General features: G+C 63.1%; 16 protein-coding genes. 7 read left to right on the top strand and 9 right to left on the bottom strand.

The features are described from left to right. Positions 1-14 precede the first annotated feature (14 nt). Both hflX and KB554_RS09590 read right to left on the bottom strand, forming a co-directional pair. Positions 15-1244, bottom strand: a complete 1230-nt coding sequence (hflX, locus tag KB554_RS09595; RefSeq protein ID WP_242116271.1) for a GTPase HflX — start codon at positions 1242-1244, stop codon at positions 15-17. Positions 1245-1373: 129 nt separating this feature from the next. Continuing rightward, positions 1374-2057, bottom strand: coding sequence for an energy transducer TonB (locus tag KB554_RS09590; protein WP_141428246.1), 684 nt, complete (start codon positions 2055-2057; stop codon positions 1374-1376). 157 nt (positions 2058-2214) lie between these two features. Here KB554_RS09590 and rlmN point away from each other — a divergent pair, with 157 nt between their 5' ends. Further along, positions 2215-3243, top strand: coding sequence for a 23S rRNA (adenine(2503)-C(2))-methyltransferase RlmN (gene rlmN, locus KB554_RS09585; protein ID WP_211035800.1), 1029 nt, complete (start codon positions 2215-2217; stop codon positions 3241-3243). A gap of 124 nt (positions 3244-3367) precedes the next feature. Here the strand turns inward: rlmN and KB554_RS09580 are convergent, their stop codons facing one another. From KB554_RS09580 to KB554_RS09570, 3 genes are read right to left on the bottom strand one after another with little or no spacing between them, the layout of a single operon-like run. Next, entirely contained in the window at positions 3368-3991 is a 624-nt protein-coding gene (locus tag KB554_RS09580; RefSeq protein ID WP_211035798.1) for a 16S rRNA (guanine(527)-N(7))-methyltransferase RsmG, read from the bottom strand. A 19-nt stretch (positions 3992-4010) separates the two neighbouring features. Further along, the gene (locus KB554_RS09575; protein WP_141428249.1) at positions 4011-4574 is read right to left on the bottom strand and encodes an RNA polymerase sigma factor; all 564 of its coding nucleotides are present in this window, start codon (positions 4572-4574) and stop codon (positions 4011-4013) included. Then, positions 4565-5719, bottom strand: a complete 1155-nt coding sequence (locus KB554_RS09570; protein WP_141428250.1) for a glycosyltransferase — start codon at positions 5717-5719, stop codon at positions 4565-4567. The genes KB554_RS09575 and KB554_RS09570 overlap by 10 nt, the downstream gene beginning before the upstream one ends. A gap of 127 nt (positions 5720-5846) precedes the next feature. Here KB554_RS09570 and tgt point away from each other — a divergent pair, with 127 nt between their 5' ends. The 6 genes from tgt to KB554_RS09540 are packed head-to-tail and all read left to right on the top strand — an operon-like array spanning position 5847 to position 13485. Then, the gene (gene tgt, locus KB554_RS09565) at positions 5847-6977 is read left to right on the top strand and encodes a tRNA guanosine(34) transglycosylase Tgt (RefSeq protein WP_211035796.1); all 1131 of its coding nucleotides are present in this window, start codon (positions 5847-5849) and stop codon (positions 6975-6977) included. Positions 6978-6981: 4 nt separating this feature from the next. Then, positions 6982-8082, top strand: coding sequence for an LptF/LptG family permease (locus KB554_RS09560; RefSeq protein ID WP_211035794.1), 1101 nt, complete (start codon positions 6982-6984; stop codon positions 8080-8082). 21 nt (positions 8083-8103) lie between these two features. Continuing rightward, positions 8104-9117, top strand: coding sequence for a PASTA domain-containing protein (locus KB554_RS09555; protein ID WP_211035792.1), 1014 nt, complete (start codon positions 8104-8106; stop codon positions 9115-9117). Beyond that, positions 9117-10262 carry an RluA family pseudouridine synthase gene (locus KB554_RS09550; protein ID WP_242116270.1) on the top strand — a complete coding sequence of 382 codons (1146 nt, stop codon included), beginning with the start codon at positions 9117-9119 and terminating at the stop codon, positions 10260-10262. The genes KB554_RS09555 and KB554_RS09550 overlap by 1 nt, the downstream gene beginning before the upstream one ends. 38 nt (positions 10263-10300) lie before the next feature. Continuing rightward, positions 10301-11533, top strand: coding sequence for a PatB family C-S lyase (locus tag KB554_RS09545; RefSeq protein WP_211035789.1), 1233 nt, complete (start codon positions 10301-10303; stop codon positions 11531-11533). A 20-nt stretch (positions 11534-11553) separates the two neighbouring features. Next, entirely contained in the window at positions 11554-13485 is a 1932-nt protein-coding gene (locus KB554_RS09540; protein ID WP_211035788.1) for a YgiQ family radical SAM protein, read from the top strand. Between the two features lie 280 nt (positions 13486-13765). On the opposite strand, the gene KB554_RS09535 is transcribed toward KB554_RS09540, so the two are convergent. From KB554_RS09535 to KB554_RS09520, 4 genes are all read right to left on the bottom strand, one after another. Further along, positions 13766-14773 (bottom strand): multidrug DMT transporter permease, encoded by a 1008-nt coding sequence (locus KB554_RS09535; RefSeq protein WP_211035786.1) that lies wholly within the window; start codon positions 14771-14773, stop codon positions 13766-13768. A gap of 328 nt (positions 14774-15101) precedes the next feature. Next, on the bottom strand, positions 15102-17075 hold the full coding sequence (locus tag KB554_RS09530) for a glycoside hydrolase family 97 protein (RefSeq protein WP_211035783.1): 1974 nt from the start codon (positions 17073-17075) through the stop codon (positions 15102-15104). Further along, complete coding sequence (locus KB554_RS09525) at positions 17072-18097, bottom strand: nucleoside hydrolase (protein ID WP_141428258.1); 1026 nt, start codon at positions 18095-18097, stop codon at positions 17072-17074. Before KB554_RS09525 ends, KB554_RS09530 begins: the two co-directional genes overlap by 4 nt. Beyond that, positions 18094-19737, bottom strand: a complete 1644-nt coding sequence (locus tag KB554_RS09520; protein ID WP_242116269.1) for a DUF4832 domain-containing protein — start codon at positions 19735-19737, stop codon at positions 18094-18096. Before KB554_RS09520 ends, KB554_RS09525 begins: the two co-directional genes overlap by 4 nt. Positions 19738-19745 lie beyond the last annotated feature (8 nt).

Raw genomic sequence — 19745 nt, 5'->3', positions numbered from 1 at the left:
CGGTTGGTTGGTTTTCAGTAGAGGAAATTGTTGAACGGGTAGCGTCCGGCGTGAATCTCGCGGACCATTCCGTAGAGGTCCGTGCGGAACTTCTCCAGATTGGCCTTCGTCAGCGCCGACAGGAAGATGCAGGGCGTATTGGCCCGGGCGATCCAGCTTCGCTTCAGGTCGTCGAGCGACAGGTTCTCGCGCGTCGGAGGCGTGAGGTCGTCCTCCTCTTTTTTTATATAGGTGTAGGCATCGACCTTGTTGAAGACCAGATAAACGGGTTTGTCCCCCGCTCCGATCTCTTGCAGGGTCTGCTTCACCACGGCGATCTGCTCCTCGAACTGCGGATGCGAAATGTCCACCACATGCACCAGCAGGTCGGCTTCGCGCACCTCGTCGAGCGTCGATTTGAACGACTCGATCAGCTCCGTGGGGAGCTTGCGGATGAATCCCACCGTATCCGACAGGAGGAACGGCAGGTTGTCGAAGACCACCTTGCGCACCGTCGTGTCGAGCGTGGCGAAGAGCTTGTTCTCTGCGAAGACCTCGCTCTTCGCGATGAGGTTCATCAGCGTCGATTTGCCCACGTTCGTATAACCCACCAGCGCCACGCGGACCAGTGCGCCGCGGTTCGACCGCTGCACGGCCATCTGCCGGTCGATCCGCCGGAGGTCCTCCTTGAGTTTGGCGATCCGGTTGCGGATGATCCGGCGGTCGGTCTCGATCTCGCGCTCGCCCGCGCCGCCGCGGGTTCCCGTGCCGCCGCGCTGCCGTTCGAGGTGGGTCCACAACCCCGACAGGCGGGGCAGCATGTACTCGTAATTGGCCAGCTGCACCTGCGTCTTGGCGTAGGCCGTCTGCGCCCGCGACATGAAGATATCGAGGATCAGGCGCGTGCGGTCCAGCAGACGGCAGGGCATCTCCTTTTCGATGTTGCGCGTCTGCGACGGTGTCAGCTCGTCATCGAAGATCACCACGTCGATCTCCTCCTCGCGGCAGAAGTCGGCTATCTCCTGCAACTTGCCGGGCCCGACATAGATCCGGGCCGACGGCTGCGGCAGCCGCTGCGTGAAGCGCCTGACGGCCCGGATGTCGGCCGTCTCGGCCAGGAACTCCAGCTCGTCGAGGAACTCTTCGGCCTGCCGCGGGTCCTGGTTGTCGCGGACGACGGCCACCAGCACCGCACGTTCGCACGGCGCTCCGGTCCCGGCTGCGGAAGCCGCGGCCGGCTTGTTGTTTTCGTTATTCTCTTTCAATCGTTTCGTTTTTTTGATCCGTCGCCGTTTCCGCCCGCCTTCCGGACCGGACGGGAAACGTCGCTCCAAACTACAAATAAGGGTATCCGCCCGAAAGCAGGATACCCTCAAAATCTGCGGTCCGCAACCCTATTGCTGCACGCGGAAATCTACCGGCAGGGTGTACTTCACACGCACGGCCTGGTTACGCTGCTTGCCGGGGCTCCACTTCGGAGACTTGCTCAGCACGCGGATCGCCTCCTCCGACAGCGAACGGTCGGGCGTCTGCAACACCTCGATATTGGTCAGACGGCCGTCCTTCTCGATCACGAACGTGAGGACCACGCGGCCCTGAATGCCGTTCTCGAGAGCGATCTGCGGGAAGCGCACGTTCTGCTGCACCCACGTACGGAACGTATTGAGGTCGCCGCCCTGGAACGAGGGCATCGTCTCGGCGATCAGGAAGGGCTGGTCGTCCTCGATCTCCTCCTCCTGCACCTCGACCTGCTGGATCACCTCCGTGTTCTCGTCGAACTCGGCGAAGTCCACTTCGGTCGTGATCTTCGTGTCGTTGGTCACCACCTGCAACAGGTCGGCGATCACCTTCACCTCCACCTTCTTGGGAGGCTCGGGCGGCTTCTGGTCCTGACGGGTGATCTCGGTGATCTGCTCCTCGACGATCGCGGTCTGCAGATCGAGCTTTTCGATTTTACGCTCCTTCGGCGTGTACCAGAAGGCCAGAATCACCAGGCCGAGCGATACGACGAGGCCGATTTCGAGCAAAAGACCCCGCTTGTTCTGAAGGTCCGCTTTGCGTGATTTCTTGATTTCCATCTATCTAAATTTTAATTGTTCGCTGAACGGGACCGGCGCATACGCGCGCTATCCACCACAAATATATGGATAAAAATTCAAAAATGAACGTTCCCGCGCAAAAATCTTCGGATTTTGCCTATTTTTGTTCCCGAGAAAAGGCCCGGAGAGGGCGGATATGACGGAAAAGGAGACATTGTACGGGAAAAATCCGGAGGAGCTCGCGGCTCTCTGCGCCGAGCTGGGGCTGCCGCGCTTCGCCGCGCGGCAGATCGCCCGCTGGCTCTACGTGCGCGGAACCGAAGACCCGATGCGGATGACCGACCTCGCGGCGACGGCCCGCGAACGCCTCGCCGCACGGTTCGCCCCGGCGCTGAGCGCCCCCGAGCGGGTCTCGGTCTCCGCCGACGGCACGAAAAAGTACCTTTTCCGCACGCGGCGCGGCCACTACGTCGAGTCGGCCTACATCCCCGACGGCGAGCGGGCCACGCTCTGCGTCTCCTCGCAGGCGGGCTGCCGCATGGGCTGCCGTTTCTGCGCCACGGGCCGCCAGGGGCTGCAGGAGTCGCTGCCGGCGGCCGAAATCCTCAACCAGATCGTCTCCCTGCCCGAGCGCGACCGTCTCACGAACCTCGTGTTCATGGGGATGGGCGAACCGCTCGACAACCCGGACCAACTGCTGCGGACGCTCTCCGTCATCACTTCGGAGTGGGGTTTCGGCTGGTCGCCCACGCGCGTCACCGTCTCCACGGCGGGCGTCGTGCCGCAGTTGCGGCGGTTTCTGGACGCCACGAAGGTCCATCTGGCCGTGAGCCTGCACAACCCCTTCCGCGAGGAGCGCATGGAGATCATGCCCGTCGAACGGGCGTGGCCCATCGCCGAGGTGGCCGCCATCCTGCGCGGGTACGACTTCACCCACCAGCGGCGGGTCTCGTTCGAATACATCGTCCTGGAGGGACTCAACGACTCGCCGCGCCACATCCGGGGGCTTTCGCGGCTGCTCGACGGCATCAAGTGCCGCATCAATCTGATCCGTTTCCACCGCATCCCCGGCTCGCCCTACTTCTCGCCCGACGACGAAGCGATGCGCCGCTTCCGCGACGCGCTGACCGCGCGCGGCATCCAGACCACGATCCGCGCCTCGCGCGGCGAGGACATCCAGGCCGCCTGCGGACTGCTGAGCACCGAGGCGCTCGGCAGCCGGTAGCCGCCCGGCACGGATCGCAATCTTTCTTGCAACCCCATACCCGAAACGGGCTCAAACCGGGCTCCATACCGCACGGCGCCGTTCTGCGGACGGGGAACGCCCGGCAGAAAAGACGGCGAGACACCTATTTCTTAGGCGTGTAAACGACCTTCTTGGTTTCGAAGAACGGTTCGTCGAAGAAGCGGGGAATGTCGTAAACATACCACCGCTTTCCCGTGAGGGCCAGTTCCTCGGCCAGATCGCCCCCCTTGAGATAGAGCACGCCGTTGGGCAGCGAACCGGCCTGTCCGCGCTCGATCCGGTTCCAGGTCAGTTTCAGGAACTCCGGCATGGCCGTCACGGCGCGCGAAACGACGTAGTCGAAACGCTCTTCGAGGGTCTCGACCCGCACGCAGCGGGGCGTCAGGTTCCGCAGCCCGAGCGCTCCGGCGACCCCTTCGACCACCGCGATCTTCTTGCGGATCGAATCCGCGGCGGTGAAGCGCGCCCCGGGAAAGAGGATCGCCAGCGGCACGGAAGGGAATCCGCCGCCGCACCCCGCGTCGAGGATGCGCGCCCCGTCGGCGAACGCGCACACCTTCGCGATGGCGAGCGAGTGCAGCACGTGACGCAGGTAGAGCTGGTCGAAGTCCTTGCGCGAGACGACGTTGATCTTGGCGTTCCAGTCGGCGTAGAGACCGTACAGCGCGGCGATCCGCCGCCGCTGCTCCTCCGTGAGGTCGGGAAAGTATTTGTCGATGAGTTCCATGTGTCCGTGTTTTCCGGCATCAGTGTTTTTCGCCCTCCGAGATCATCCGGCACATCTGCTCGCGGGCGCGGTGTATCTGCGTCTTCACGGTTCCGAGCGGCAGCGCGAGCTTGGCGGCGATCTCCTCGTAGGAGTACTCCTCGAAGAAGCGCATCCGCACCAACTGCCGGTAGCGGGGCGTGAGGCGTTCGAGGTAGTGTTCGATCTGCGTCCGCTGCTGGAGGTTGATGAAACTCTCCTCGGGCGTCGGGGCGCTCGAGGCAGGCGCCGCAAAGCGGTCGTCGATCGACAGTCCGTCCTGCCGCCGCCGCACGAAGTCGATGAAGGTGTTGCGGGCGATGGTGTAGGCCCACTGCCCGAAGGTGTACTCCGCATTGTAGCGGTGCAGGTTGATATAGACCTTGATGAAGGTCTCCTGCAGCAGGTCGTCGGCGTCGTTCGCTCCGCCGAGCCGCTGGACGAACAGGCGGTGGATCGCGTCGCGGTAACGGTTGAAGAGGTACTCGAAGGCGTTGTCGTCGCCCTCCAGCACCCGTCCGACCAGCTCGCGGTCCGAGGCTACGATATAGTCGTCTATCTCCATACGCGTTCGTCGCGGCGCAGCAGCAGCAGTCCCAGCGCCGCAGCCCACAACGGGCTCAACAGGTCGTAGAGGAAATAGAGCCCCGCGATGCCGCTCTCGCCCAGCCGGCGGGCGATGCGCCGCACCTGAACGGCCACGACGGCATAGCGCGCGACGACCAGCGCAGCCGTCGCGAGCTTGTACTCGACCGGCATCACCGCGAGGGCGCAGAGCGCCGTGAGGAAGAAGAGCGCCCGCGATCCCAGCTCCCACCGCACGAAGGTCCGGACCGACAGCGGGTAGAAGCGGAACGCCGAGCCGTAGTAGCGCAGCCGGCCCATCCACCAGCCCATGCCGCCCCACGCCTTTTCGCGCAGCGTGGCCCGCGGCGAGAGGATGACGCTCACGTTGTCCGCCGTGATGACCTTTTGCAGGAAGAGGTCGTCCTCGCCGATGTTCATATTGAGGTGGCTGAAGCCGTTCGCCCCGAAATAGAGGCTCTTGGTGAATCCGAAGTTGTGAAGCGTGCCCCGGTAGGCGCGGCGCCGCACGGCCCGGGCGATCCAGTCCGCGGCGTGCATCATCCGCCAGGTGCGCATCAGGTAGTTCGCCAGCCCCTTCGCGCGCTCCACGCCGCAGTATCCCAGCACGATGTCGCCCCGCATGAACCCCTTGGCCATGAGCGACAGCCAGCGGTCGGTCTGGGGCACGGCGTCGGTCGAGGTGAAGACCATATGCTCGTAGTGCGCCGACTTGATGCCCACGTTGAGCGCCATCTTGCGCGAGATGGGAAAGCGGGGATCGAGCTGGATCTTCGTGGTGGAGATCTGCGGAAAGGAGTGCCGCAACTGCACGAGGTCTTCGTAGAAGTCCGAATCGTGGCCCACATAGACGATGACGACCTCGAAATCGGGATAGTTCTGGGCCAGCACGAGCGGCAGCCGCTCCTCGACGAACGAGTAGTCCTCCGCAAAGAGCGGAATGACGACCGACACGGGCGGCTCGGCGCCGAGCTTCGCCGCACGGCGGTTGTTCCTGTAGCCCGGGATGCGTCCATAGACGGCCAGATAGTAATAGAGCTGCACGCCCAGCATCACGAGCATCGCCCCCGCGAGAGCCGCGCCCTCCCAACCGTAGCACGCCAGAAAATGATCGAAGAACTGCATATAGGCGAATTGTCAGGCAAAGATAGTGCAAGCCGGGCGCAATGCCAAATTTATTTGCGCATCTATTTTGGATTCGGGAATTCCGGAATCCGGATTTTTTTGCGTATTTTTGCCGAATATATCGAGTATGGAATTCACCCTGCAATACAAAGACCCCGCGTCGCAGGCCCGCGCCGGGGAGCTGCGGACCGACCACGGCACGATCCGCACCCCGATCTTCATGCCCGTGGGCACGGCCGCGACCGTCAAGGGTCTCTTCCACCGCGACGTGCGCGACGAGGCGAAGGCGCAGATCATCCTCGCCAACACCTACCACCTCTACCTGCGGCCCGGCATGGAGATCATCGAACGGGCCGGCGGCGTACACCGCTTCTCGACGTGGGAGGGCCCGATGCTGACCGACAGCGGCGGCTTCCAGGTCTTCTCGCTCGCGGCGTGCCGCAAGCTCCGGGAGGAGGGCTGCCATTTCCGTTCGCACATCGACGGCTCGAAACACCTCTTCACGCCCGAGAGCGTGATCGACACCGAGCGCACGATCGGCGCCGACATCATGATGGCCTTCGACGAGTGCCCCCCCGGAGACGCGCCGCGCGACTATGCGGCCAAATCGCTCGCGCTGACCGAACGGTGGCTGGACCGCTGCTTCGACCGCTACCACCGGACGCAGCCCAAATACGGCCACTACCAGGCCCTCTTCCCCATCGTGCAGGGATGCGCCTACCCCGACCTGCGGGCGAAGGCCGCCGAAAACGTCAAGCGGTACGACGCCGACGGATACGCCATCGGCGGACTGGCCGTGGGCGAACCCACGGAGGTCATGTACGAAATGATCGAGGTGGTCAATGCCATCCTCCCGGAAAACCGCCCCCGCTACCTGATGGGCGTCGGCACGCCGGTGAACATCCTCGAGGGAATCGCGCGGGGCGTGGACATGTTCGACTGCGTGATGCCGACGCGCAACGGCCGCAACGGGCAGCTCTTCACGTCGGAAGGCATCATCAACATCCGCAACCGGAAGTGGGAGGACGACTTCTCGCCCATCGACCCCGAAGGCACGGCCTTCGTCGATACGCTCTACACGAAAGCCTACCTGCACCACCTCGCGGTCTGCGGCGAAATGCTCGCGGCGCAGATCGCCTCGCTGCACAACATCGCCTTCTACCTGCGCCTCGTGACCGCGGCCCGCGAACACATCGCGGCGGGCGACTTCGCCGCATGGAAAGAGACGATGGTCGGAAAACTGCAAAGACGACTCTGAAAAGATGAAAGCGCGCTGGCCCGGGTTCAGGATACTGGACCGCTACATACTCGGAAAGTTCCTCTCGACCTTTTTCTTCGCCATCGCGATGATCATCGTCATCGTGGTCATCTTCGACTATGTGGAGAAGGTGGACAACTTCACCGAATCGCACGCGCCGTTCAAGGGGATCGTATTCACCTACTACCTCAACTTCATCCCCTACTTCATCAACCAGTTCAGCGGCCTGTTCACCTTCATCGCCTGCATCTTTTTCACCTCGAAGATGGCCTACCAGACCGAAATCGTGGCGATGCTCTCGGGCGGCATGTCGTTCCGGCGGCTCATGTGGCCCTACTTCCTCGGCGCGCTGATCATCGGTTCGCTCTCGCTCGCGCTGAACCTCTGGCTCATCCCGATCTCGCAGCGCAAGGTCGTGGCTTTCAGCCAGGAGTACATCGACAAGGAGAAAGGGTCCTACGAACGCCACATCTACCGCCAGATCGAACCCGGCACGTTCGCCTACATCCGCGGCTACAACGGCACGACGCAGCAGGCGTCGTTCTTCGCGCTGGAGCACTACGACGGCGGTTCGATGACCCATTCGCTCGAAGCCGCCGACATACGGTTCAACCCCGAGACCAAACGCTGGACGGCCCCGCGCTACACCAAGCGCGAGTTCGACTCGCTGGGCATGGAGACCTTCGAACAGTTCCGCAACCTCGACACGCTCATCAACCTCGAGGTGACCGAACTGGGCGAGATCAACGACCTGATCCAGACCATGAACATCTCCCAGCTCAACGAATTCCTCGACCAGCAGCGCGCCAAGGGCTCCGACTCGATCAACATCATCGAGGTCGAGCGCCACTCGCGCTACGCCTACCCCTTCTCGACCTTCATCCTGACGCTCATCGGCGTCTCGCTCTCCTCGCGCAAGGTGCGCGGCGGCACGGGACTGCACATCGGCATCGGCACGGGCCTCTGCTTCTCGTACATTCTCTTCAACCGTTTCTTCGAGGAGTTCGCCAAGAGCGGCTCCCTGCCTCCCGGACTGGCCGTCTGGCTGCCCAACATCATCTATCTCTGTATCGCCATTTACCTCTACCGGAAGGCGCCGAAATAACCCGTACTACTCTTCGCTCGCATGGAAAAACCGCAGAATTTCCTCACCCGGTTCCGACGGAACCGCCTGCTCTGGAACCTTTCGCTCATCGCCGCGATCATCCTCTCGATGGCCGTCGCCGCGCACCTCGTCATGCAGGCCGGCACGCGCCACGGAGCACGCCGCATCGTGCCCGACTTCTCGGGCACGGCGCTCGACGAAGCCCGCCGCATCGCCCGGGCGAACGACCTCGAGCTGCATGTGAACGACTCGCTTTTCGTCCCGGCCTACGCCGGGGGCATCGTCCTCGACCAGTTGCCCGAAGGGGGTGTCGAGGTCAAACCCGGCCGCACGGTCTATATCACGATCAACTCCTTCCGGCAGAAGACCGTCCGCGTGCCCTACGTGGCGGGCCGGTCGCTCCGGCAGGCCAAGAACATGCTCGAGGTGGCCGGGCTGGAGATCGACGAGCTGATCTACCGCCCCGACCTAGCCACCAACTACGTCCTCGAAGAGTACTGCGGGGAGAAGCCCGTGACGCAGACGAGCCGCCTCGAAGCCGAGATCGGCTCCGGCGTGACGCTCTACGTCGGCGTGCGCGACGGGGACAGCCTCACGGTCGTACCGCAGGTCGTGGGCGTACCGCTCGCGCAGGCGAAAGGGCGTCTCTGGGAGCTGGGACTCAACGTCGGACGCATCGACTTCGACGAAGGAGTGAACCTGCTCAACGAGAAGGAGGCCCGCGTCTTCGTGCAGACCCCCTCGGCCGAACGCGAGGCCAACCTCGGGTCGCGCGTGGACCTGCGCCTGACGCTCGACGAGAAAAAGCTGGCCCGGTTCCGCGCCGAGGCCGAGAAACTGGCGGCCGAGACCGCCGAGGAGCGTATCCGGACCGAACGGGAGCGCGACTCGCTCGCCCGAGCCGGCGCGTTCGACCGCCCCGACACCGGAGAGGAGAGGCTCCCGGACACCGCCGCCCCCGCCTCCGAACGCCAAAGCCCGGAGCAGGCCGAACACCGCCGTCCCCGGACCGAACCCGACGAATTCTTCGACTGATGCGCACCGAACGGTACGATACGGAACGCTCCGGGGAAGAGCGGCTTCCCGCGCCCGGATTTCCGGACGCGACCGGCGATCTCCCCGCGTCCGACGGGGACGCCGTGACCGGGGAGGAGGACGAGGAAGACGGCGAGGAGGCGGGGCTGTACGAGCACTTCGCCGTCACGGCCGACAAGGGGCAGACGCCCCTGCGGCTGGACAAGTTCCTCACCGTCCGCATGGAGCACTGCTCGCGCAACCGCATCCAGGCGGCGGCCGACAGCGGCAACATCCTCGTGAACGGCAAACCCGCCAAGTCGAGCTACAAGGTGAAACCGCTGGACCGCATCCGGATCGTGATGCCCTACCCGCGGCGCGAGACGGAGCTGCGGCCCGAGCCGATGCCGCTCGACATCCCCTACGAGGACGACGACCTGCTGATCGTGAACAAACCCGCGGGGCTGGTCGTCCACCCGGGCGTGGGCAACTACACCGGCACGCTCGTGAACGGTCTGATGCACCACCTCAACGCGCAGGGCATCCCCGCCGGGGAGCAGAACCGCGCCGGGCTGGTGCACCGCATCGACAAGAACACCTCGGGGCTGCTGGTCATCGCCAAGAACGAGCAGGCGCACGCCCGGCTGGCCAAACAGTTCTTCGACCACACGATCCAGCGCCGCTACGTGGCCCTCGTGTGGGGCAACTTCGAACAGGACGAGGGGACCATCACGGGCAACATCGGACGCAGCCCCCGCGAGCGGCAGAAAATGTACGTCTTCGCCGACGGATCGGACGGCAAGCACGCCGTGACGCACTGGAAGGTGCTGCGGCGCTACGGCTACGTGACGCTCGTGGAGTGCCGGCTCGAAACGGGCCGCACGCACCAGATCCGCGTGCACATGGCCTGGATCGGCCACCCGCTCTTCAACGACGAGCGCTACGGCGGGGACCGTATCCTGAAGGGTACGACCTTCGCCAAATACCGCCAGTTCGTCGAGAACTGCTTCGCGGTGATGCCGCGCCACGCCCTGCACGCCCGGCTGCTGGGATTCGAACACCCGGCGACGCACCGCCCGATGCTCTTCGACAGCGAGCTGCCGGACGACTTCAAGGCCCTGCTGGCCAAGTGGGACGCCTACGCCGCCCGCCCCGAAGAGGAGTGACGGCCCGCCCCGGCAACGACCCATACCGGATTACGAACATGGAAAAACGACAAACTCCCGCCCGACATCCCGGCGACACCCCGGCCACCGGGACCTGCGACTTCGACCGCCCCATCGACCGGCGCGGCACGAATTCGGTGAAATACGACACGCTCGCGGAGCACTTCGGCCGCGGCGACCTGCTGCCGATGTGGGTCGCCGACATGGATTTCGAGACGCCCGGCTTCATCGTCGGCGCGCTCCGTCGGCGGTTGGAGCACCCGCTCTACGGCTACACGGCGGAACCCGCCGACTACCGCCCCGCGATCACCGACTGGATCCGCACGCACCACGGATGGGAGGTGCGCGGCGAATGGATCGCCTACATCCCGGGAATCGTCAAGGGCATCGGACTGGTCATCGACCGCTTCGTCGGGAAGGACGAGAAGGTCATCATCCAGCCGCCCGTCTACCACCCCTTCCGGCTCGTTCCCGAGAGAAACGGCCGGCAGGTCGTCCTCAACCCGCTGCGCGAGTACCCCGGCGGGGGCTACTCGATGGACTTCGACCAGTTGGCGCGCGTGGCGGACGACCGATGCCGCCTGCTGCTGCTCTCCAACCCGCACAACCCGGGCGGCATCGTCTGGGACCCGGAGACGCTGCGCCGGCTGGCCGCCTTCTGCGACGAACGCGGCATACTGGTCGTCTCCGACGAAATCCACTGCGACATGGCCCTGTGGGACAACCGCCATACGCCCTTCGCCTCGGTCTCCGAAGCCGCCGCACGGTGCAGCATCACCTTCGGCGCCCCGACCAAGACGTTCAACATCGCCGGCATCGTCAGCTCCTATGCCATCGTGCCGGACGAGACGCTGCGCAACCGCTTCTTTTCGTGGCTCGCGGCCAACGAACTCGACGCACCCAACCTCTTCGCGCCCATCGCCACCGTCGCGGCGTTCCGCGAGGGCGAGGCATGGCGGCGGCAGATGCTGCGCTACGTCGAAGGGAACGTCGAACTGGTCATCGGCTTCTGCGCCGAGCACCTTCCCGCCATCCGGCCCCTGCGGCCGCAGGCATCGTTCCTCGTCTGGCTCGACTGTCGCGGGCTCGGCCTCCGGCACGAGGAGTTGCAGCGCCTGTTCATCGACGAGGCGCGCCTCGCGCTCAACGACGGCGCCCTGTTCGGCCGCGAGGGCGAAGGCTTCATGCGTCTGAACGTCGGCGCACCGCGCGCCGTCGTCCGCGAAGCGCTGGAACGGCTGCGCGACGCCGTGGCCCGGACCGTAAAATAACCCCCTGAAAAGATTCCGCCTTGTTCCTGCCCACCACCATAAAAGAGGTCCGCGAACGCGGATGGGACAGCCTGGACGTCATCCTCTTCTCGGGCGACGCCTACATCGACCACCCCGCCTTCGGACCGGCCGTCGTGGGGCGGCTGCTCGAAGCCGAGGGCTACCGCGTGGCGATCGTCCCGCAGCCCAACTGGCGCGACGACCTGCGCGATTTCACCAAGCTGGGACCGCCGCGCCTCTTCTTCGGCGTCTCGGCCGGAGCGATGGATTCGATGGTGAACCACTACACGGCCAACCTCCGGCTGCGCCACGACGACGCCTACACGCCGGGCGGCAAGGCGGGATTCCGCCCCGACCATGCCGTGACGGTTTACACGCGGATCCTCAAACGGCTGTATCCCCACGTCCCGGTGGTCGTCGGAGGCATCGAGGCCTCGCTGCGCCGCCTGACCCACTACGACTACTGGAGCGACTCGCTCAAGCCCTCGGTGCTGGCCGAGTCGGGCGCCGACCTGCTGATCTACGGCATGGGCGAACGGGTCGTGCAGCAGGTGGCCCGGGCGCTGCGCAACGGCTACAACGCCAAGCTGCTGCGCCGCATCCGGCAGGTAGCCTTCCTCGCCGACGAAAGCTATGTCGCGCGGCTCGACCCCGCCGCGACGATCCGCCTGCACTCCTACGAGGAGTGCGTGCGCGACAAACGGGCCTTCGGGGAGAACTTCACGGTGATCGAGACCCAGAGCAACCTCATGGAACCGGAGGCGACGCTCGTGGAACCCACGGGCGACCGGTACGTCGTCGTGACGCCTCCCAACGCGACGCTCACGACCGAAGAGCTGGACCACTCGTTCGACCTCCCCTACGAACGCGCCCCGCACCCGCGTTACCGCGGCAAGGGCGACATTCCGGCGTGGGAGATGATCAAGTTCTCGGTCAATATCCACCGGGGCTGCTTCGGAGGCTGCTCGTTCTGTACGATTTCCGCCCATCAGGGCAAGTTCATCAACTCGCGCAGCGAGCGGTCGATCCTCGACGAAGTGCGGCGCGTCGCCGCCATGCCCGGATTCAAGGGCTACCTCTCGGACGTCGGGGCCCCCTCGGCCAACATGTACCGCATGGGCGGCCGCGACCGGGAGCTGTGCCGCAAGTGCCGCCGCCCGTCGTGCCTCCACCCCGCCAGGTGTCCCAACCTCTGCAACGACCACCGGCCGCTGCTGGCGCTCTACGAAAAGATCCGCGCGGTGAAGGGGATCAAAAAGGCCTTCATCGGCAGCGGCATCCGCTACGACCTGTTCGACGGACCCGCCTATCTGGAGACGGTGCTGAAGCACCACACCTCGGGCCGGCTCAAGGTGGCGCCCGAGCACACGGAGGACAACGTACTGAAACTCATGCGGAAACCGCCGTTCGCACTCTTCGAGCGGATCAATGCGGATTTCCGCCGCATCTGCGATGAGGAACATCTGCCCTACCAGCTCATCCCCTACTTCATCTCCTCGCACCCGGGCTGCACCGAGCAGGACATGAAATCGCTGGCCGACAAGGTGCTGGGCCGCCTGCACTTCAACCTGGAGCAGGTGCAGGACCTCACCCCGACGCCGATGACCCTCTCGTCGGTAATGTTCTGGACGGGCGAAAACCCCTACACCCACGAACGGATCTACGTCGCCCGCTCGCAGGAGGAGAAACGGCGGCAGAAGAGCTACTTCTTCGGCGGAAGACGCCCCGGACCGGACCGCAGAAAACCGGTCCCGGACAAAAGAAAGCCGGAAGCGGACGAAGGGAAAACCGGGACAGACGGTTTGCGGTCCTTTTCTCCGGCGGGAAGCGGGCAGGGGACGGAGGTGACACGGCGGAATTTCCGGCGTTCTGCGCCCCGAAGGGACGCATCCGCAACGAGAGGCACGGACCGGGCAAAACACTGTTCAAGAAAAAAAGGCCGACCGAAATAAGGAAATCCGACCGATCCCGGAACAATGGGTTCCGGGATCTCCCTTCGATTCCAACGGCGACCGGACGCCCGCAAGCCGCCGGCAGCCCGGGACACGAAACCACATGGTTCGGACCGTCATGGTCCATGCACGTCCGATACCGAAGCTGTCCTCCATTTCAGACAGCTTCGGATCAGGTATTTCCAGCAAGGCCCCTCCGTATCGTGCACCGCAGGATACGACATACGGGATACGACCGGACGAGGGTACGCCAATCTGCGGCGACAATCCTTTCGGCCAATCAATTTCCGGCTACGATGATAAGTCCCAATCCTCCGATGAAAAGCAGGAACATCAGGGCGAGCAGCCGATTGACAAGGGGTGTCGCGCCCTTGAACTCCTTCCAGATGAAAACGCCCCAAACAGCGGCGACCATCGGAGCACCCTGCCCGAGTGCATAGGAAATGGCGGGCCCCGCTTCGCCCGAGGCAATGTAGCTGAACGCCGTGCCCAGACACCAGACAGCTCCGCCCAGCATACCGACCAGGTGAGTCGGCAACGATCCTTTGAAATAGGTTCCGTAGCCTACAGGAGCGCCGACAAAAGGCCATCGCATGACCAGCGTATTGAAAAGCAGGTTGCTGACCAATACGCCGAGCGAAAAGACGAAAACGGCCGAATAGGGAGTCAGCATACCCGCAGCAGGATGATGGAAATCGGCAACGTCCATGCCCATGACGACGAATCGGTAGAAAAGAGACATCAGCACACCGGCGACGACTGCCAGCAACAGTCCTTTGCGGTTGTTTCTTCGGCTCTCCTCGCCATGCTGCACGCACCCCGAAGCGATGCCGTTGCAGACGATAGCCAGCACGATGAACGCAACCCCCAGAAACAACACCAACGGATTGCCCGAGGGCGCTCCGACGTAATTGATGATGACGCCCAGCACCAGTGCGATACCCACACCCAACGGGAATGCCACGGCCATGCCGGCCAGCGAGACGGAGGCCGACAACAAAATATTCGAAGCATTGAAAATCACACCCCCCAGAACGACCCATCCGACGGATACGCCGGCAGCCTGTCCCAGATCCGCAAGGAACGGACGGCCCGCATCGCCGGCGCTGCCCATCGTAAGCCCCAGCAACAGTGCAAAAAGCACCATACCGATCACATAGTCCCAGTAAAAGAGTTCGTAACGCCAACTCCTCGACGCGAGTTTCTGGGTATTGCCCCAGGAACCCCAGCACAGCATCGTGATCATGCAGAAAACGACGGCCGTAAAATAATTACCGACAATATACATAATTCATTTTTTTGGTTAGTGCCCGATCGATAGCTTGTTAAAGAGCGGACAACGCTTCGCGCAGTGCCTGCCGGTGCAGTTCGGGAAATGAGCGGAAGCAGATGCCGAAGCTGCCCGGTCCGTCGGCCGGAGCGAAATGAAACAATCCGCAGAGAATCGCCGAAACAGCCACGGGTCGCCGTTTCACGCCGAGAGTCCGACTGCCGGAGTACCCGCTTCCGGGGACCGATTGCCAAATTCCGTCGGAGCATCGGGCCGGTCTCCCGGACGTCGGGGCGAGAGACCGACCTGACCTTCGTACAAAGCACGGCGGCCCCAACGGAGGGCATTATCGGTCCGAATGTTCTCCCGAATCCATCTTCGGACGGATCACGGCGGCAAAACCGCCTCCCGTCGCCAATGCGACCGGAATCCGGTCGGCGGCCGTCACTTCCTGCCCGAAACATTTATAATCCCGGCCATTCACCTCGGCATTCACACCGTCGCAGAAGGCCGTCATGACATAGTTCCCGTTACCGAGAAACGAAAGATCGAGCGTCACATTCTGGAGTGTGTCGCCGCTCATGATGCCGACGAACCAGCTGTCACCGCTACGGCGCGCCACGCCGATATTGCGGCCGATCTCCCCGAACAGCGGACGCGTCTCGTCCCAGACGGTGGGGACCTGTTTCAGGAAATCGAAACACTCCGGATTCTCAAGGTACTTGGTCGGACTGTCCGAAAGCATCTGCAACGGGCTTTCGTAGACGACGTACATCGCCAACTGGTGCACGCGCGTACCCTGGCTCATCGGTTCTACCGCATTGACGCGGAACGATTCCCGCTGGGCGTTGAGCATGGCGCCGGGAGTGTAGTCCATCGGCCCCACCCACATCCGCAGGAAAGGAATGATCAGGTCGTGACGCGGGGTGGCGCGATCGCTCCATTTGTTGTATTCGAGACCCACGACTCCTTCGCGTGTCATCAGCAGCGGATATTTCGCCCGCATGCCCTCGTTAGGATACGACCCGTGGAAATCGACCAGCATACGGCACTCTTCGGCCTTACGGGCCACACGCTCATAGAAATTGACCATCTTGGCATCGTTCCGGTCCATGAAGTCGATCTTCACGCCCTTCACGCCCCACGACCGCATCATTTCGAATGCCTCGTCGAGCTGCCTGTCCACATTGATCCATTTGGCCCAAAGCATGATGCCCACACCTTTTTCGGCAGCATGGCGGCAAACGGCAGGCATGTCCACCTCGGGATTGAGCGTCAGAAGATCGTCACGCTCCGACCATCCCTCGTCGATGAGCAGATACTCGATACCGTGTTCGGCCGCGAAATCCACCATATAGAGATAAGTCGCGGTGTTGATGCCCGCCTTGAAGTCCACCCCGTAGATGTTGTTGTGGTTCCACCAGTCCCAGAGCACTTTGCCGGGACGCACCCACGAATAGTCGTTCCGGGTCTTGTCCGAGAGCAGATAGATAAGCTCGCTGCCGAGAATCGAGGCGTCGTCATCGAAAATACCCGCGACACGCCATGGAAAGGCCCGGTCGAGCCCGCATTTCACCAGATAGGGTTCACGCTCGGTAGCATAGATCTTGTTGGTGCCGTCGAAAAACTCCTCCTTGCGGGGATAGGCGGCCTGCACACCCTCGAACCCCCGCCCCGTGGGGCGCAGGTAGAGGCCCGGATAGTCGTAGAGGTTGGCCTCGGCCAGCAACACGCCGTAACGTCCGACACGGACCAGGACCGGGGCTATCGAAATACTGTCGGAAGGGAGCTCGCTCAGCATCCGTTCAGAGTAGTTCTCCTCAAACCAGTTTTGCAAATTCCCGGTCAGCAGGGTATAGGAGGGGCAGTCCGCATCGAATGCGTAGGCGACTCCCTCCCGTTCCACACAGCCTTCGCGGCCGGTCGTCCCGACAAACCGATAGGCAACGCCGTCGTTATAGGCGCGCACTTCCACCCGGTAGCCGGAATAGTGTAGCGAAACCTCCCGGTAACTGTCGCGTACGGATGGGTATTTACGAGCGACGACGAAACGTTCGGTTCGGTCCGCGCCGCCGCACGAGATTTCGTTCGGCCGGGCGTCGGAGCCCCAGATACGACCGTCAACCGTCATGGTCAGCGGCGACGGCGCGAGGATGCGCTCTTCGTTACGGAAGACTTCGTAATGGAGCGTCTGCCCGTCGTAGAGAATGTTCACGATATTTTTGGCATCGGGCGAAGCCACGCTCGCCACGCGGTGTTCCTTCGCGGCGACCGGACACAATGATGCCAGGAGCAGCAGACAGGTCAGCAGACTTTTCATGGGTTCATGTCTTTAAGATTCTTGCCGGTCGTACAGTTCACGAGAGCCTGCAACGCAGCGGCGGCCTTTTCCTGCGGAATGACGAGGTATTCCTGCATACCCGTCTCGGACGCCTCGAACGAACTGCGGCCGTCGGCGGCGATCCGGATCGTACCTTTCGGCGAACGGTCAAACCATTTGCCCGGTTCCACGGCCTCGAGCACAGCCGTCAGATCCCACGTCGGCCGGTCGTAGGGCATCTGCATGTAGTGACGGTAGGCGACGGGCAGCGGATGCGCTTCGGGATCGCCGAAATCCGTCAGGATGCTTTCATGAGGATACGGCAGCAGATTGCCGACTTCCCATCCGGTGGTGGTCAGGGGAACGGGGCACAGTTCGAACGTGCGGTGCGAGGCCTCGAGGTCGCAGACGACGTTGTACTCCGGAAAATCGAATTCGTCCCCGAACAGCCCGGCCATCGTCACCACGCGGCGTACCTTGGCGGCGACCAGATCACGCCCCGAAAGGGATGAAAATTCGTCGGCTTCGCTGACCAGCAGGTTGCCGATATTGGTCAGCGGTCCCACGGCGACCAGCACGACCGATGCGTCGGGCTGGGCCGCAAGCAGTCGCCGCAGCAGTTTGTACCCTTCGGGCAGCCCGCTGTCGATGGTGCGGGCCGGTCGCAGCAGAGGTTCGCCGCCGAATGATGCCTCCAGCGTCGGCAACAGGTAGGTTCCGTCCTCCGGCGTGACACCGTCATAAGCGTAACCCAGCGGAATGTCGCCGCGTCCGTCGAACCGACAGTAGCCGTCGGTAAAGGCGATGGTGGCGGGATTGGCTTTGCAGAGGGTGATGCCCAGCAGTTCGGCCCGGCCTTCCTTTTCATAGTTGAGAAGCATCTGCAGGGCCAGCACGTCGTCGATGTCGTTGCCCAGATCAGTGTCGAAGATGATCCGGACGGGTTCCCCGCCAGGTGCGGGGTCTTTTTGTCCGCACGAAACGGCGGACAGCAACAAGACGATAATCAGAAGTCGTTTCATGGTTTCAGGTCGTTTTTCGGTTTGTAATTCAAAGTCGTGTCGCTTCGGAGGTCGTCGAAGTCCGCCGGATCGAGGGCCGGAGCCGATTCGGACTCCCCGACACCGACATATCCCAACGGATGATAACCGCCCGTGAAATAGTTCGTATTGGCAAAACGGACGGTGGGACGGCCGCAGGCCGGATCGAGAATGCCCAGCGCCAGGATGTAACGGCCCTCGGGAAGGTCATCGCCGAGAAGAGGCCGTACACGGACAGTCACGGTTTCGGGCCGGATGCGGTAGGACGTTCCGTCCCAATCCTCTCCCGGCATCCACTGCGAGAGACGCACGTCGTCGAGTACCGTCCCCCAGACCTTCGCATGCGTTCGGACATCGAGCAGGGCGACCTCGACGGGCCAGTCGTAATAGAAAGGCGAGGAGCCCGTGTTCCGCAGCGAAAACTCCATTCCGAACGCCTCGCCCCTGTCGATCCGGCAAGGGTAGGAAGCATCGGAGAGCACGAACCGGTATCCCATCGCTTTCTGCAATTCCGCGGCGTTGCGGGCAAAGACCGGATCGTTGAAGTCGGCCCAGGTGATGCCGCCCAGATGATTGCAGTGCAGATTGCGAATCTGTTCGATAACGGTATGCCGGGTCGTGTCGTCGGCTACGACCGCCTCGAAACTACGGTATTTGGCCAGGTCGCCCCAGTTCCAGGTGATCTCGCCGCCGACGGGCTGCGTCCGCCAGTAATCGCCCCGACGAATCATCGCGTTGTAGCCGCGCTCCATCTCCTGGGGCTGGGCCCACGAATCCCAATAGATTCCGAAATCGTAATCCTCGAACTCATAGGCATAGCGCACCATCACCTTCTTATTACGGAACGCCTCGCGGAACGCGTCGCCCAGTACTTTTTCCATGCCGGGAATCCAGGTACGGCCGGCGACATGACGCGGCTCGTCGTGGGGCGGGAAGACGGTCGAAAGGTCGGGATCGTGGTGCTCGCCCCACTCTCCGACGATACCCATTTCGACATAGGCCACGCGCGGATCGTTGTCCCATGCTTCTCCCAGCTTGCGAACCAGGTTTCGCACACGGTCGGGAAACGACGGATCGAAATAACCGCCCGAAATGGGCGTCAGCGAGTCCTGCGGCTCCACATAGGCGCCCACCGAACCGGGAATCTGTTTGTAAGGCCCCGTCTCTCCGGGAAGGTCCTCGGGCCAGTGCCAGCCGTTCAGGTCGTCGCGGTTGGCCGGGTCCTTGGCCCATCCGCCGTGCCACGGCTCAACCCACACGAGCAACACGCGCGGAATCACCTTGACATTCTGCTCCTCAACGCCCTGCCAGCGGTGGTCGCTGTAAGCGATGACGGTCGCTACGCTGTCCGCCGCATTGCGCTCGAGCAGGTTCCACTGCATGTATTCCTTGATGAGCGAACCATAGGGATAAGGGTATTCGGGCCGACGAGCGTCGGTCCCGACCATGAAGTACTCCCGGAATCCTTTCAGCGGATTGCGGAAAGCGGAGTCGTATTCGGCCATCGTGACGCGTACGGTCTCTCCGTCGGAAATGGCCGTATAATGCGCCGCGGAATGCGGGGTGCCACAACCTGCGCAAACGAAGGCACAGAACAGGGCGATCGTCGGAAAACGTGTCATGGGCATCG

Origin of the sequence: Alistipes sp. Marseille-P2263 (genome assembly GCF_018101075.1) — a bacterium.
Lineage (GTDB): Bacteria > Bacteroidota > Bacteroidia > Bacteroidales > Rikenellaceae > Alistipes > Alistipes dispar.
The sequence above is the reverse complement of the archived record's forward strand: the minus strand, read 5'-3'. Positions and strand labels throughout refer to the sequence as shown.

Excerpts from the sequence above, each read along its gene's own strand:
- KB554_RS09535 (WP_211035786.1), bottom strand. The coding sequence starts at position 14,773 with ATGTATATTGTCGGTAATTATTTTACGGCCGTCGTTTTCTGCATGATC.
- KB554_RS09555 (WP_211035792.1), top strand. The coding sequence starts at position 8,104 with ATGGAAAAACCGCAGAATTTCCTCACCCGGTTCCGACGGAACCGCCTG.
- KB554_RS09520 (WP_242116269.1), bottom strand. The coding sequence starts at position 19,737 with ATGACACGTTTTCCGACGATCGCCCTGTTCTGTGCCTTCGTTTGCGCA.
- tgt (WP_211035796.1), top strand. The coding sequence starts at position 5,847 with ATGGAATTCACCCTGCAATACAAAGACCCCGCGTCGCAGGCCCGCGCC.
- KB554_RS09545 (WP_211035789.1), top strand. The coding sequence starts at position 10,301 with ATGGAAAAACGACAAACTCCCGCCCGACATCCCGGCGACACCCCGGCC.
- KB554_RS09570 (WP_141428250.1), bottom strand. The coding sequence starts at position 5,719 with ATGCAGTTCTTCGATCATTTTCTGGCGTGCTACGGTTGGGAGGGCGCG.
- KB554_RS09580 (WP_211035798.1), bottom strand. The coding sequence starts at position 3,991 with ATGGAACTCATCGACAAATACTTTCCCGACCTCACGGAGGAGCAGCGG.
- KB554_RS09590 (WP_141428246.1), bottom strand. The coding sequence starts at position 2,057 with ATGGAAATCAAGAAATCACGCAAAGCGGACCTTCAGAACAAGCGGGGT.
- rlmN (WP_211035800.1), top strand. The coding sequence starts at position 2,215 with ATGACGGAAAAGGAGACATTGTACGGGAAAAATCCGGAGGAGCTCGCG.
- KB554_RS09525 (WP_141428258.1), bottom strand. The coding sequence starts at position 18,097 with ATGAAACGACTTCTGATTATCGTCTTGTTGCTGTCCGCCGTTTCGTGC.
- KB554_RS09575 (WP_141428249.1), bottom strand. The coding sequence starts at position 4,574 with ATGGAGATAGACGACTATATCGTAGCCTCGGACCGCGAGCTGGTCGGA.
- KB554_RS09550 (WP_242116270.1), top strand. The coding sequence starts at position 9,117 with ATGCGCACCGAACGGTACGATACGGAACGCTCCGGGGAAGAGCGGCTT.
- KB554_RS09560 (WP_211035794.1), top strand. The coding sequence starts at position 6,982 with ATGAAAGCGCGCTGGCCCGGGTTCAGGATACTGGACCGCTACATACTC.
- KB554_RS09530 (WP_211035783.1), bottom strand. The coding sequence starts at position 17,075 with ATGAAAAGTCTGCTGACCTGTCTGCTGCTCCTGGCATCATTGTGTCCG.